The organism is Rathayibacter sp. Leaf299 (assembly GCF_001423055.1).
GTDB classification, from domain to species: domain Bacteria; phylum Actinomycetota; class Actinomycetes; order Actinomycetales; family Microbacteriaceae; genus Rathayibacter; species Rathayibacter caricis.
Map to the genome: position 1 here is coordinate 296,236 of NZ_LMNT01000002.1, position 14,508 is coordinate 310,743.

The window sequence follows — 14,508 nt, forward strand, 5'->3', positions numbered from 1 at the left end:
CGTCGGACACTCCTCCGCACCGCTGCACCCGGCCGCTCGTCGCGCCGGGTCCGAGAAGGGACCGACATGACGGCATCCGGAACCACGCGCATCCTCATCCTCGGCGGCGGCTACGTCGGCCTCTACACGGCGTGGGGGCTCGAGAAGCGCCGGGGTCTCGCTCCGATCGACGTCACGGTCGTCGAGCCAAACCCCTACATGACCTACCAGCCGCTGCTGCCCGAGGTGGCCGGCGGGCACGTGCAGCCGCGGCACGTGACCGTCCCGCTGATCTCCGCCCTCAAGCGCACCCGCGTGATCCGCGGATCGATCACCGGAGTGAGCCTCGAGGAGCGCAGCGCCGAGGTCGCCGCACTCGACGGCTCGACGCGCACGATCGCCTTCGACCAGGTGGTGTTCGCCCTCGGCGCCGTGACGCGCACCTTCCCGACGCCCGGGCTCGCCGAGCACGGCATCGGCTTCAAGACCCTCGAGGAGGCCGCCCATCTGCGCGACCGCGTCATCGAGAACATCGCGCGGGCGGCGCTCACGACCGATTCGGCGGAGCGCCGGCGGCTGCTCACCTTCGTCTTCGTCGGCGGCGGCTACACGGGCGTCGAGGCGCTGAGTGAGCTGCTCGACCTCAGCCGCCGCACGCTCGCCGCGCAGCCCTCGCTCTCGATGGGCGACGTGACCTGGCACCTCGTCGAGGCGCTCGACCGGGTCGCGCCCGAGGTCGGCCCCGAGCTGTCGAAGTGGACGCTCGAGCACCTGCGCGCCCGCGGCGTGCACGTGCACCTGAAGACCACGATGCCCTCGTGCGAGGACGGCGTCGTCGAGCTCTCGAGCGGCGAGCGGATCCCGTCGGCGACCATCGTCTGGACGGCGGGAGTGAAGCCGAACCCTGTCCTCGACGCCACCGACGCGCCCCGAGGCCCCCGCGGCCACGTGATGGCGGATGCGCGGCTGCGCGTGATCCGCGAGGACGGCACTCCGGTGCCCGGCGCGTGGGCGGCCGGCGACGGAGCGCAGATCCCGGATCTCACCTCCGAGAAGCAGCCCGCGTACTACCCGCCGAACGCGCAGAACGCGGTCCGCCAGGCCAAGCTGCTCGCGGCGAACATCGTCGCCGATCTCACCGGCGGCACCGTCGAGGAGTACCGGCACGCGTCCGTCGGCACCGTCGCGGAGTACGGCATCGGCAAGGGCGCGGGCGTGATCAAGGGCGTCAAGCTCCGGGGTCCGCTCGCCTGGCTGGCCCACCGGGCGTACCACGGAGCGGCCATGCCGACCCTGGATCGCAAGTGGCGCGTGATCTCGGGCTGGGTCGTCGACGCGATCGGCTCGCGCGACCTCTCGCCGATGAGCGCGACGCAGGATCCGCGGCGTGCCTTCCGCGAGTCGGCGGAGGCGACCGACCGGGCGGCGGCCGAGAAGGCGGCTCAGAAGGAAGCGGAGAGCGCCGGCCAGGAGAGCGCCGGCCAGGAGAGCGGCGAGCAGCAGAGCGGCGCCGACAAGGCGAGTGCTGCGACGGAGTCCTGAGCGGCCCGGCCCTGAGCGGTCCGGCCCGGCGCGATCAGACCCGGCGGCGCGGCTTGAGCCGCACCGTCGGGAGAGTCGGCGCCGGGAGGGCGCGGCCGTCGTAGCCGGTGACGGTGCCGAACGGACCCGCGGGGTCTCCTTCGTCGATCACGTCGGCCTGCCAGCGCTCGCGCGCCGCCGCGATGTCGTCGTGGCGCCGGCCGACGAAGTTCCACCACATCACGAGGTCCTCCTCGAACGGCTCACCGCCGATCAGGACCACGCGGCCGCCCGCGTCGCCCACTGACAGGCGCAGGGTCTCGGGTCCCGGTGCGACGTAGGCCAGATCCGCGCGAGCGACCTCGACCCCCTCGACGACGACCGGACCGGAGTCGACCAGCACGCCGTGCTCCCAGCCGGAGTCGATCGGCAGATCGATCGACGCGCCCGGCTCCAGGTCGATCTGCGCGGCGAGGAGCGGAGTGAAGGTGCTCGCGGGCACGGAGGCGCCCAGCATCCCTCCGAGGAACACGCGGACCACCGCGCCCGGCAGGTCGACGCGGACGCCGCGGTGGTGCTCGAAGAACGGATCGATGGCCAGCGCGCTCTCGGGCAGGGCGACCCACAGCTGCACGCCGTGCAGCACGGGAGCGCCTCCGGTCGAGACCTCGGAGTGCGAGATGCCGCTGCCCGCGGTCATCAGGTTGAGCTCGCCCGGCCGCACGAGCTGGTGGCTCCCGACGCTGTCGCGGTGGTCGATCTCGCCCTCGAACAACCAGCTGACCGTCTGGAGTCCCGTGTGCGGGTGCGGAGGCACGTCCATCCCGGCCTCCTCGCCCAGCGCCACCGGCCCGTAGTGGTCGGCGAAGCACCAGGCGCCGATCGTCGACCGCGATCGCTGCGGCAGCGTGCGCCGCACCTCGATGGCGCGGGGGCCGCCGAGGGGCACGAGGCGCGCCTCCAGAACCTCGATGCCGGGTGAGCCGACCGCCGCGCCGCGGGCGGAGGACACCGGGTGCTCGTCCGGGTGCTTCTCCAGGTTGCTCATGCGGGAAGTGTATGCCTGCGCATGGACCGCGGCCCCGGGCGGGATCGGCTGCACGCCCAGGGCGAACAGGGGGTCCGACCCGGGGGAGCGCTGGTTACAGTCGTCCTATCGGAGCCCACCCCTGCGGGTTCCGTAGGGAGTGACAGCATGTTCGAGAGATTCACCGATCGCGCACGGCGCGTCGTCGTCCTGGCCCAGGAAGAGGCCAAGATGCTCAATCACAACTACATCGGCACCGAGCACATCCTGCTCGGGCTGATCCACGAGGGCGAGGGAGTGGCCGCCAAGGCGCTCGAGTCCCTCGGTATCTCGCTCGACGCGGTGCGCGAGCAGGTCCAGGACATCATCGGCCAGGGGCAGCAGCAGCCGACGGGCCACATCCCGTTCACGCCGCGCGCCAAGAAGGTGCTCGAGCTCTCGCTCCGCGAGGCTCTGCAGCTCGGCCACAACTACATCGGCACCGAGCACATCCTGCTCGGGCTCATCCGCGAGGGCGAGGGCGTCGCCGCGCAGGTCCTCGTCAAGCTCGGCGCCGACCTCAACCGCGTGCGCCAGCAGGTCATCCAGCTGCTGTCCGGCTACCAGGGCAAGGAGCAGGTCGCGGTCGGAGGAGAGCAGCAGCAGCCCCAGGGCGGCTCGCAGATCCTCGACCAGTTCGGCCGCAACCTCACGCAGGCCGCGCGCGACAACAAGCTCGACCCGGTCATCGGGCGCGAGAAGGAGATCGAGCGCGTGATGCAGATCCTCTCGCGCCGCTCCAAGAACAACCCCGTGCTGATCGGCGAGCCCGGCGTCGGCAAGACCGCCGTCGTCGAGGGTCTGGCCCAGGCGATCGTGCGCGGCGACGTGCCCGAGACGCTGAAGGACAAGCAGCTCTACACGCTCGACCTCGGCTCGCTCATCGCCGGTTCCCGCTACCGCGGTGACTTCGAGGAGCGCCTGAAGAAGGTGACGAAGGAGATCCGCACCCGCGGCGACATCATCACCTTCATCGACGAGATCCACACCCTCGTCGGCGCAGGGGCCGCGGAGGGCGCGATCGACGCCGCCTCGATCCTCAAGCCGCTGCTCGCCCGCGGCGAGCTGCAGACGATCGGCGCGACCACGCTGGACGAGTACCGCAAGCACTTCGAGAAGGACGCCGCTCTCGAGCGCCGCTTCCAGCCGATCCAGGTGGCGGAGCCGTCGCTCCCTCACACGATCAACATCCTCAAGGGCCTGCGCGACCGCTACGAGGCGCACCACAAGGTGTCCATCACCGACGGCGCGATCGTCTCGGCCGCCAACCTCGCCGACCGCTACATCAGCGACCGCTTCCTGCCCGACAAGGCCATCGACCTGATCGACGAGGCCGGCGCACGCCTGCGCCTGTCGATCCTGTCGGCCCCGCCGGAGCTGCGCGACTTCGACGACCGCATCGCCGTCGTCCGCGCCGCGAAGGAGGCCGCGATCGAGGACCAGGACTTCGAGAAGGCCGCGTCGCTCCGCGACGAGGAGAAGCAGCTGCTCGGTGAGCGCCTGCGCCTCGAGAAGAAGTGGAAGTCGGGCGACGTCAAGGCGACCGGTGTCGTCGACGAGGGCCTGATCGCCGAGGTCCTCGCCCAGGCGACCGGCATCCCGGTGTTCAAGCTGACCGAGGAGGAGTCCTCGCGGCTCGTCTTCATGGAGAAGGCGCTGCACCAGCGCGTCATCGGTCAGGAGGAGGCCATCGCGGCCCTCTCGCGCACCATCCGCCGCACCCGCGCCGGCCTCAAGGACCCCAAGCGCCCCTCCGGGTCGTTCATCTTCGCCGGCCCCACGGGCGTCGGCAAGACGGAGCTCGCGAAGGCGCTCGCCGAGTTCCTGTTCGACGACGAGGACGCGATGATCTCGCTCGACATGTCGGAGTACGGCGAGAAGCACACCGTCTCGCGGCTCTTCGGCGCCCCTCCCGGGTTCGTCGGCTTCGAGGAGGGCGGCCAGCTCACCGAGAAGGTCCGCCGCAAGCCGTTCAGCGTGGTCCTGTTCGACGAGATCGAGAAGGCGCACCCCGACATCTTCAACTCGCTCCTCCAGATCCTGGAGGAGGGACGCCTGACCGACGGTCAGGGCCGGGTGGTCGACTTCAAGAACACCGTGATCATCATGACCACCAACCTCGGTGCGCGCGACATCGCGGGCGGCCCGGTCGGCTTCCAGATCGAGGGCGACAACGCCACCGGCTACGACCGCATGAAGGGCAAGGTCAACGAGGAGCTCAAGAAGCACTTCAAGCCCGAGTTCCTCAACCGCGTGGACGACGTCATCGTCTTCCCGCAGCTGTCCAAGCCCGAGCTGCTCCAGATCGTGGACCTGTTCATCAAGCGCCTGAGCGACCGCCTGCTCGACCGCGACATGACGGTCGAGCTGACCCAGCCGGCGAAGGAGCGCCTCATCGAGGTCGGGTTCGACCCGGCCCTCGGTGCCCGCCCCCTCCGCCGTGCGATCCAGCGCGAGATCGAGGACCAGCTGTCCGAGCAGATCCTGCACGGCCAGCTCGGCTCCGGAGACCACATCCACGTGGACTTCGCCGAGGGCAAGTTCGTCTTCACGACGACTCCGCGCCTCATCTCGATCAGCGCCGGTGCGACGACCGGAGCGGCGACCGCCGGCCCGGCGACGCCCGACCTGATGGCGTAACCCGCACCACCTCGACGAGCCCGTTCCTCCCTCCGGAGGGGCGGGCTCGTCGTCGTTCGGCCCTGCGCTCACCGGGCCCTGTGCTCACCAGGCCCTACGCTGGTCCGATGGCCGATTGGAAGTACCCGGTGCGCCGGGCGCGCACGAGTGACGTCCCCTTCATCCAGGAGCTGAGCGAGCCCCTCGTCAACGAGCGGATCCTCCTGGGCAAGGACCGAGTGGTGCTCTACGGAGCCGTGCAGGAGTTCCGCATCGCCGAGGACGGCGAGGGCAACGCCATCGGCTGCGGCGCGCTGCACGTGATGTGGGACGACATCGCGGAGGTGCGCACTCTCGCGGTCTCGCAGGACTGGCTCGGCCGCGGAGTCGGCCACCACATCCTGGAGCGGCTCGAGAACGACGCCCGCGAGCTGGGGCTCAAGCGCTTGTTCTGCCTGACCTTCGAGGTCGACTTCTTCCAGCGCCACGGCTACGCGCCGATCGGCGAGAAGGTCGTCGACCCCGAGGTGTACGCCGAGCTGCTCCGCTCTCCCGACGAGGGTGTCGCGGAGTTTCTCGACCTCGCCCGGGTGAAGCCGAACACGCTCGGCAACACCCGGATGCTGAAGACGCTCTGACGGCTGCGGCGTCGTAGCCTGTTCCGGTGACTCCGCCGCCCCGCCGCCTGCCCTCCCGGGTCTACCGCAGGCGCAGGGCCGGCGTGCTGCTGGCGCTCCTCGTGATCGTGGCGGGCCTGGTCGTGCTGCTGTCCCTCCGGCCGTGGGCGGGATCGCGGGAGGCGGCCGACGACGCGGGTCCGTCGAGCAGCCCGCTGCCCACGCTCTACCCCTCGACCATGCCGACGGCCTCGGGAGCCGTGCCGGACTGCACCGCCGACATGGTGGCGGTCACGGCGGTGACGGACTCGACGAGCTACTCCTCGGACGAGAATCCGCAGCTCTCGCTCTCGCTCGCCAACATCTCGAACTCGGACTGCGTGATCAACGCGGGGACGTCGCAGCAGGTCTTCACGATCACGAGCGGCTCCGACCCGATCTGGTCGTCGACCGACTGCCAGACCGGCGCCTCCGACCTGGACGTGCTGCTGCAGTCGGGCCGCACGGTGACCGGGAGCCCGATCACCTGGGATCGCACCCGCTCCTCGCCGGACACCTGCGACGGCGGACGCGAGGCGGTCCCCGGCGAGGGTGCCGCCTACGCACTCTCGGTGTCGATCGCGGGCATCCCGTCCGGGTCGACCACTCAGTTCCTGCTGCGGTAGGTCTCGCCCGCTCGGCGGACGCGGCGCGCCACGTTCCGCGCCTACGCTCGGGGACATGAGGGCCACTCTCTCCGCTGTCCTGTCCGCTGCCACGGCCGGTGGGCTGCTCCTCGCGGCGCTCCTCGCAGCGCCGGCCGCTGCGGCCGATGCGCTGCGAGCGGGCGTGGACGTCTTCCGCTTCTCGGAGTACTCGGCCGATTTCGTGCTCGACCGCGACGCCGAGGGCCGATCGATCCTGACGACGGAGGAGACGTTCGTCGCCGAGTTCCCGTCGAACCAGAACCGCGGGATGCAGCGGGCGATCCCGCTCGAGTTCGAGGGGCGGCCGACCGACGTCGATCTCGTCTCGGTGACGGACGGCGACGGCGCGCCCCGGCCCGTCGACACGGAGTCGGAGGACGGCTTCCTGATCGTCACGAGCGCCGCGGACGACTACGTCAGCGGCAGCCAGACCTACGTGTTCACCTACACGCAGCGGAACGTGACACTGCCCGCCTCGGGGACGTCGAGCGGAGAGGACGAGTTCTACTGGGACGCGAACGGCACCGCCTGGCGCCAGCCGTTCGACGGCTACCGGATCCGGGTGGAGCTGGGCCCGGGGCTCGCGGAGGCCGCGACCGGGACGGCGTCCTGCTACCGGGGCGTCGCCGGCTCGACGGACGGCTGCGTGCTCGACGAGGCCGACGGAGTGGTCACCGCCTCCGGCAGCGACCTCGCCGCGGGGGAGAACGTCACGATCGCGGTCGGGTTCGCGCCGGGCACGTTCACCCCGCGCGACGACAGCTATTTCGCGGCCGCCTGGGGGTGGGTGCAGCTGATCGGACTGGCTGCGTCGCTGGTGCTGCTTGTCCTTGCCGCGCGACGGCGTGCCACGGTGCTGAAGGACGCACCGGGCAGGCCGACGATCATCGCCGAGTACGAGCCTCCGGTGCAGGGGCTGTTCCTGTCGGCGCAGCTGAGGTCGAAGACGACGCGGGCCGCCGCGGCGGCGCTGGTCGACTCCGCGGTGCGGCGGTTCGCGCGGATCGAGGAGGTCGAGGGGCGCAAGGGGAAGCCGTCGTTCCTCCTGCGGGTACTGGATCCGGCCGAGGTGTCGCTGCGGCGCGCCGGGCGGCCGCGTCCGCTGGCGGTCGACGAGCAGCGCTTCCGGGATATCGCGTTCGGTCCGTCGCCGGCGCCCGGGACAGTCCGTGATCTGGCCGAGAAGGACAAGGCGTTCGGCAAGGAGGTCACCGCTCTGTTGAGCACGCTGCCCAAGCGGGCCGAGGAGGAGGGGCTGCGGCGGCCGGGGACGGTGCGCGGATCGGTCTGGCTGATCCTGGCCACGGTCGTGGCGGTGATCGTCGCGGTGGTCGGCGGGGCGGGTCTGCTCGCGGCGTCGCTGGGTGGGGCGCTGCCGTTCGTCCTGGTGCTCGTGGCGATCGCGATCGGGGCGCTGGTGTGCGTGCTGCTGGCGAAGGTGCCCGTGATGGCGGCGGGGGCGGAGCTGCGCGATCATCTGCGCGGGCTGGAGCTGTATCTGAAGCTGGCGGAGGCGGATCGGTTCGCCGTTCTGCAGTCGCCGGAGGGCGCGCAGCGCCGGATGCTCGGACCGGTGGAGGTCGTGGAGGTGACCGAGCGGCTGCTGCCGTGGGCGGTGCTGCTGGGGCTCGAGTCGGAGTGGGCGACGGCGCTGTCGGTCGCGTACGAGCAGGCGGGCGAGGATCCGGTCTGGTACTCCGGGTCGAGCGGATTCCAGGCGGCGGCGTTCGCGAGCAGCGTGTCGTCGTTCTCGTCGTCGGCATCGAGCTTCGTGGGCTCGTCGACGAGCTCGTCGAGCGGTGGTGCCGGTGGCGGCGGCAGCTCGGGCGGAGGCGGCGGGGGTGGCGGAGGCGGCGGGGTCTAGGCGCCCTGCATGACGGGCGCTGGCCGATCCGAGCCGTGCTCGGTCTAGGCGCCCTGCATGCTCGATCGCGGGCCGGAGCGGCCCTCGGGGATGCGCGTGGGCACCGGCACGAGGGCGTGCGTGATGGCGCTCGAGAGCGTGAAGGCGCCGGAGTCGAGGTGCGAGGAGTGGCCGAGGCGAGTGGCCTCGTTGGCGCGCTGCTTGGCTCCGGAGGCGGGGCGGATGTCTCCGGAGAGGCTGATCTCGCCGAACGCGGCGATGCCGGGCCGGAGCGGCGTGTACGCGTGGGCGGAGGCGATCGCGACGGCGATGGCGAGATCGGCCGCGGGCTCCATCAGCTTCACTCCGCCGACCGTCGACACGTAGACGTCGCACCGGCGCAGCGGGATGCCGGCCTGCCGTTCGAGGACGGCGAGGATCATCGCGACGCGCGAGGCGTCGACTCCGTTGGTGACGCGGCGCGGGTGCTCGCCGTCGTTCGCGATGACGAGCGCCTGGATCTCGACGGGCAGGGCGCGTCGGCCCTCCATCGCCACCGTGACGCAGATGCCCGGGGTGGGGAAGCGGGTGCGCGAGAGGAACAGGCCGCTCGGGTCGGGGATCTCGGCGATGCCCTCGGCGGTCATCTCGAAGCAGCCGACCTCGTCGGTCGGGCCGAACCGGTTCTTGAGCGAGCGGACGAAGCGCAGGGCCGTCTGCCGGTCGCCCTCGAAGTGGCAGACCACGTCGACCAGGTGCTCGAGCAGGCGCGGGCCGGCGATCGAGCCGTCCTTCGTGACGTGGCCGACGAGCACCAGGGGGAGCGCGCGCTCCTTGCAGACCCGGATGAGCGTGGCCGCGACCTCGCGGACCTGGCTCGGACCGCCGGGCAGGCCGTCGACGGTGTCGCTCGCGACGGTCTGCACCGAGTCGACGATGAGGAGGTCGGGCTGCACCTCGTCGATCTGACCGAGGACCGTCGCGAGGTCGGTCTCGGCGGCGAGGTAGAGGCTGTCGTGCATCGCGCCGGTGCGCTCGGCGCGCATGCGGACCTGCGCGGCCGACTCCTCGGCGCTGACGTAGAGGACGCGCTGGCCCTCGGCGGCGGCGCGGGAGGCCACTTCGAGCAGCAGCGTGGACTTGCCGACGCCCGGCTCGCCCGAGAGCAGGACCACGGCACCCGAGACGATGCCGCCGCCGAGCACGCGATCGAGCTCGCCGACCCCGGTGGGCCGGTGGCGGGCGCCGGAGGTGGTCGGGATCTCGGTGATGGGGCGGGCGACGCGGTTCGCCGAGGGGGCGACAGCCGCGACCGCGCGTACGAGCCCGGTGCGCTCGGTGCTCTCGACGACCGTGCCCCACTGCTGGCACTCGCCGCACCGGCCGACCCACTTCGCGGTCGTCCAGCCGCACTCCGAGCAGCGGTAGGCGGCGGTGCGCGTCTTCGAGGCGGCCATGAGGTCCTTTCGGAGCGGGGCTGGGTGGGGGTGGATCGGCGTCAGCGAGGCTACGAGCGGCCTCCGACATCGGAGCGTTCCTTCGAACGTGTCTTCGACGATAGCCGCCACCGCCGACACTCGTCCGCAGCGCGCCCGGCCCGGGGAGAAGTGCTCGGGATCGAGGCCTGGGGAGAAGCGCCGCTTCGTGGAGCGGCGAGCCCGAGCTGTCGGAGGTCTGCGCGAGACTGACCCCATGTCGTCGTCAGTGCACCACCTCAAGTCCGGCCGCGCGCTCGGCGTCACCTGGACGGGGCCGGAGCACGCCGAGCACGTCGTCGTGCTCGCGCATCCCGCTCCCGGATCGGCCGACTTCGACCCCGACCCCGAGGCGACCGCGCGCCACGGCGTGCGCCTGCTCTCGGTCGACCGTCCCGGGTACGGCGCGTCCGAGCTGCTGAACGATCTCGACCAGGCCGGCGCGGGCGCCCCCGCCACCCCCGAGCAGGCCGCCGCCGACATCGCCGAGTACCTCGCGACGATCGGCATCGCCTCGGTCACCGCGGCGGGCTGGTCGGCCGGCGGCCGCGTCGCGCTCGCCCTTTCGGCCAACTACCCCGGTCTCGTCGAGCGCGTGGCCGTCCTCGCGACTCCGGCGCCCGACGACGCCGTGCCGTGGGTCGGCGACGCCAACCGGGCGATGCTCGAATCGCTCCGGGCGCTGCCGTCCGCCGACGCCGTCCGTGCCCTCGACACGATGCTCGGCGAGGCCTTCGGCCCGGCCCCCGACCCGGCCGCCCTCCTCGGGATGCTCGGCGCGGCCGGCGCCGACGCCCCGCTCCTCGAGGCACCCGGCGTCCGCGACCGCCTCCTCCGCATGCTCGAACGCGCCGCCGCGCAGGGCACCACCGGCATGGCCGCCGACATCGTCGGCTACACCCTGCTCGACTGGGGCTTCGCGGTCGACCAGGTCGCGTCGCCCGCGCTCCTCCTCTACGGCGCCGAGGACCCCGAGGTCGGCCGCGTGCACGGCGAGTGGTACGCCGCGCGCCTCGCCGACTCCCGCCTCGAGGTCGTCCCGGGCCGCGGCCACCTGTTGGCCGTCTCGGAATGGGACCGCGTGCTGTCGTTCCTCCTGTTCGCGGCGGTCTGAGCCGCCCCTGCTCGCGGCCACCGACCGTCCGGCGCCTCGCGTCCGCGCCGATTGGCGCGACTTGAGAGCGTCGCGTACACTCGACCCCGGTACCGTGTCCGAGCGGCCGAAGGAGCATGTCTCGAAAACATGTGTGGGCTTGCGTCCACCGTGGGTTCAAATCCCACCGGTACCGCCACGAGAAGGCCCCCCGCTTCCACGGAAGCAGGGGGCCTTTCGTCTTGCTCGGAACCGCTGATCCTGATTGGCTCGGACGCCTTGTCCTCAGGGTGGGGACAAGCCGCTCGTGTAGCGAGTTTTGTCCCCCTTGAACGGGGTCTAGGGCGGAATGCGGCGGGGTGGGACGATCCGGTAGGACTCGGCGATCGTCGACCCGCTCACTCGACGAACCCGGAAGATCCCGACTTTCATGCGCAAAGCCGCACTCAGCTTCTCCCTCTTGCTCGCCCTCGTGATGTCCTTGCTTGTGGCCGCCCCAGCGCAGGCCGCAGGATCGCCCTCCCCGCCCACGAATGTCGTCGCAACAGACGACGGTTGCACCGATACGGTGACGCTTTCGTGGACTGCGTCCACTCAGGCAGTCGCCGGTTACCGTATTCACATCTACGGAATCGAGCAGATCTATGAAGGTGGGGAATACTATGGAGACGAACGGTACACTCTCGCTTCGCTGGACGTTGCCGGTCGGACTTCGGCCGTCGTAAAGATTCCTCGGTACGACCGCGAACTTCATATCGAAGTTGCGGCCGTCACGAATATGTCCGCTCCTTTTACAGGAGGGGCCAATGGGGAGTCGCTTCAGAGTTCGTCGACTCAGAGTATCTCCGCAACCACGAAGCTCTATCATTTCGGTGCTGTGCCGGCGCCTATCAACGTGACAGCGGCAGCGGATACAGACACTGGGCTTACGACTCTCCGTTGGGAAGCGCCGTCTCTCGCAGGCCAGCCCTGCGACTTCCAGTCGTATCGCTCGTATGTGCGTGACACGTACGTGTCGGACGATGACTACGGGTCCGACCCGGACGTCGATTGGCTGGAACCGACGACTTCATCAAAGACCGTCCAACTCGAAACTAACCATCGATACGAGTTCTGCATTTGGGCGTCGTCTCCGTTCGAGGGTTATTACGGGGATGAGTACACTGAATATGCTAGTTCCCCGGAATCTTGCGTCCTGTTCGGTACCGGGAGGGCAATACCCTCGGAGCCGGGTGACGTGTGGTCAGAAACTGTCGGAACATCGATCACCGTTGGATGGCGCTCGCCCTACACCGACGGCGGTAGCGATATCACCGGCTATCGAGTTGCCCGCACCGGGGTGGATGCGTCGGGCAACGGCCCTTGGTCGACGACCGTCTCCGCCGACAAGCGATCGCAGACTTTTACCAATCTGCGTTCGAACACGAACTACACCTTCACGGTGCAGGCGATCAATGCGATCGGAGTCGGCCCCTTCCTATCCGTCGAGGGTGTCTCCAACCCGTACTCGCCGCCTTCCACGCCGACATCGGTAGGTGGAACCGTCAACAACACGGCTCGCACGGCGACCATCGGGTGGATGCCGCCGACGAGCCCCGGGAACCCGGCGATCACCGGCTACCGCGTCTCCCGCAGCGGAGTCGACAACGCGGGCTCCGGTCCGTGGTCGACCGTGGTCGCTTCAAGCGCTCGGTCGTACACCTTCACCAACCTCGCAGCGGGAGGCACCTACACGCTCAGCGTCACGGCGATCAACGCCGGCGGAGAGAGCTCGCCGACCTCGACGGTCGTGGCGCTCAGCGGGTCCGCGCTCACCGCCCCCACTCCGACCATCAGCGGCACCGCGACCGTCGGGTCGACCCTGACGGCGAACGCCGGAACGTGGGGGCCGGCTCCGGTGGCGCTCGCGTACCAGTGGCGCGCGAACGGCACGGCCATCAGCGGCGCGACCGCGGGCACCTATCGGCTCGCGTCGGCGGATGCGGGGAAGACGATCACCGTCGCGGTGACCGGCTCCAAGAGCGGGTACGTGTCGACGACGCGGGTCTCGACCGCGACCGCGGCGGTCTCGGGGGGCGCGCTGACGGCGGCGACTCCGACCGTCACCGGCACGGCGAAGGTGGGCTCCACCCTCACCGCGAACACGGGGACGTGGGGTCCTGCGCCCGTGACCTTCTCCTACCAGTGGAAGGCCGACGGCGTCGCACTCTCGGGAGCGACGGCCGGTACCTACACGCCGTCCAGTGCGACTCTCGGCAAGAAGATCACCGTCACGGTCACGGGAAGCAAGACCGGGTACACCGGCTCGAGTCGCACGTCCGCCGCCACCGCGGCCGTCGTGGCCGGCACTCTGACCGCGGTGACGCCGACGATCACCGGCACCGCCAAGGTCGGCTCCACCCTGACCGCGGTGCCGGGCGCGTGGGGTCCCGCGCCGGTCGCCTTCACCTACCAGTGGAAGGCGAACGGAACGGCGCTCTCCGGCGCGACGGGCAGCACCTACCAGCCGTCAGCGGCCACCCTGGGCAAGACGATCACGGTCACGGTGTCCGGGACGAAGGCCGGCTACACCTCGGCGACTCGGACGTCGGCGGCCACTGCGGCCGTCGCCTCCGGCACCCTGACCGCGGTGACCCCGAAGATCACCGGCACCGCGAAGGTCGGCTCGACTCTCACCGCGACCGCCGGAACGTGGGGGCCTGCGCCGGTGGCGCTGACCTACCAGTGGAAGGCGAACGGAACGGCGATCAGCGGCGCGACCGCGACCACCTACAAGCCGACCAGCGCGACCGTGGGGAAGACGATCACGGTTACCGTCACGGGGAAGAAGACCGCGTACACCACGGCGACGCGCACCTCCACGGCGACGGCGGCAGTGGCGAGGTAACCGCGAAGAGGACCCGTTCGACGGTCGGATGAAGGCCCCCGCTCACCGTGAGCGGGGGCCTTCATCGTGTTCGGCTCGCCGAGCTCCTCGGCGGAGGCGGCGAGAGCGTGGACCGGTCCGTTCGGCTCACGAACGACGTCCTGCGCTCGTCGCCCGTCGACGGAGGCTCGCTGCGACACTCGTCGGATGCGACCGGTGACGTACGGAGCGACCGCGGGCCTGCTCGCGCTTGCAGGGACGGTCCTCCTCGGAGGTCTTCGCTACGCCCTGCACGGTGGTGACCTGATCACAGGAGTGGTCGGCGGCGTGATCGGCCTCGTCTGGGGAGCGGCGCTGTCGCTCCCGCTCGGGGTGCTCTGGATGCTCGTCCTCGTCGGCACGCTCCGACTGATCGGGCGCCGACGCTGGTGGGCGGGGGCGTCGGCCGGCCTGCTGGCGGGAGCGGCGGTGGCTGCCGTGCTGCTCGTCGTCCTCGAGAGCTCCCCGATCTCGAGCGAGGGAGGCGTAGCGCAGCAGCAGGCGCTCATGGCGGAGGAGCGCTGGGCTCTGCTGCCGTCCGTCCTCTGGAGTGCGGTGGCGGGCGCGGTTCCGCTCGCGCATCTCGCGAAAGGGTCCGGTCGCTGTCTCCGCGGTCCGACGCGCAGAACCTCGGCCAGGAGTGGTGCTCAGCCACGATCGTGGCTGACGGGTGGTCCTGGCTGACGTTCCGGAACGGGCCGGCG

At 70.8% G+C, this 14,508-nt stretch carries 10 protein-coding genes and 1 tRNA gene; 9 read left to right on the forward strand and 2 right to left on the reverse strand.

Annotated features, from left to right (window positions below; genetic code table 11):
* Window positions 1–66: 66 nt before the first annotated feature.
* Window positions 67–1,521 (forward strand): NAD(P)/FAD-dependent oxidoreductase, encoded by a 1,455-nt coding sequence (locus ASF48_RS08685; RefSeq protein ID WP_082481151.1) that lies wholly within the window; start codon window positions 67–69, stop codon window positions 1,519–1,521.
* Window positions 1,522–1,555: 34 nt separating this feature from the next.
* Here the strand turns inward: ASF48_RS08685 and ASF48_RS08690 are convergent, their stop codons facing one another.
* Entirely contained in the window at window positions 1,556–2,548 is a 993-nt protein-coding gene (locus ASF48_RS08690) for a pirin family protein (RefSeq protein ID WP_055789855.1), read from the reverse strand.
* 147 nt (window positions 2,549–2,695) lie between these two features.
* Between ASF48_RS08690 and ASF48_RS08695 the strand changes: the two genes are divergently transcribed.
* From ASF48_RS08695 to ASF48_RS08710, 4 genes are all read left to right on the forward strand, one after another.
* Window positions 2,696–5,206, forward strand: coding sequence for an ATP-dependent Clp protease ATP-binding subunit (locus ASF48_RS08695; RefSeq protein WP_055789859.1), 2,511 nt, complete (start codon window positions 2,696–2,698; stop codon window positions 5,204–5,206).
* 107 nt (window positions 5,207–5,313) lie between these two features.
* Window positions 5,314–5,823: an amino-acid N-acetyltransferase gene (locus ASF48_RS08700; RefSeq protein ID WP_055789862.1), complete on the forward strand. Its 510-nt coding sequence runs from the start codon at window positions 5,314–5,316 to the stop codon at window positions 5,821–5,823.
* A gap of 26 nt (window positions 5,824–5,849) precedes the next feature.
* Window positions 5,850–6,467: a hypothetical protein gene (locus ASF48_RS08705; protein ID WP_230673195.1), complete on the forward strand. Its 618-nt coding sequence runs from the start codon at window positions 5,850–5,852 to the stop codon at window positions 6,465–6,467.
* A gap of 55 nt (window positions 6,468–6,522) precedes the next feature.
* On the forward strand, window positions 6,523–8,352 hold the full coding sequence (locus ASF48_RS08710; RefSeq protein WP_055789868.1) for a DUF2207 family protein: 1,830 nt from the start codon (window positions 6,523–6,525) through the stop codon (window positions 8,350–8,352).
* 44 nt (window positions 8,353–8,396) lie between these two features.
* Here ASF48_RS08710 and radA read toward each other — a convergent pair whose 3' ends face one another.
* Window positions 8,397–9,788, reverse strand: coding sequence for a DNA repair protein RadA (gene radA / locus ASF48_RS08715; protein ID WP_082481152.1), 1,392 nt, complete (start codon window positions 9,786–9,788; stop codon window positions 8,397–8,399).
* A gap of 235 nt (window positions 9,789–10,023) precedes the next feature.
* Between radA and ASF48_RS08720 the strand changes: the two genes are divergently transcribed.
* The 4 genes from ASF48_RS08720 (at window position 10,024) to ASF48_RS08735 (ending at window position 14,488) form a co-directional block, all read left to right on the forward strand.
* The gene (locus tag ASF48_RS08720; protein WP_055789871.1) at window positions 10,024–10,920 is read left to right on the forward strand and encodes an alpha/beta fold hydrolase; all 897 of its coding nucleotides are present in this window, start codon (window positions 10,024–10,026) and stop codon (window positions 10,918–10,920) included.
* An 88-nt stretch (window positions 10,921–11,008) separates the two neighbouring features.
* A tRNA-Ser gene (locus ASF48_RS08725) sits at window positions 11,009–11,098 on the forward strand.
* A gap of 579 nt (window positions 11,099–11,677) precedes the next feature.
* Entirely contained in the window at window positions 11,678–13,786 is a 2,109-nt protein-coding gene (locus ASF48_RS20030) for a fibronectin type III domain-containing protein (protein WP_268788509.1), read from the forward strand.
* A gap of 186 nt (window positions 13,787–13,972) precedes the next feature.
* Window positions 13,973–14,488 carry a hypothetical protein gene (locus ASF48_RS08735; protein WP_157603113.1) on the forward strand — a complete coding sequence of 172 codons (516 nt, stop codon included), beginning with the start codon at window positions 13,973–13,975 and terminating at the stop codon, window positions 14,486–14,488.
* Window positions 14,489–14,508: the final 20 nt, after the last annotated feature.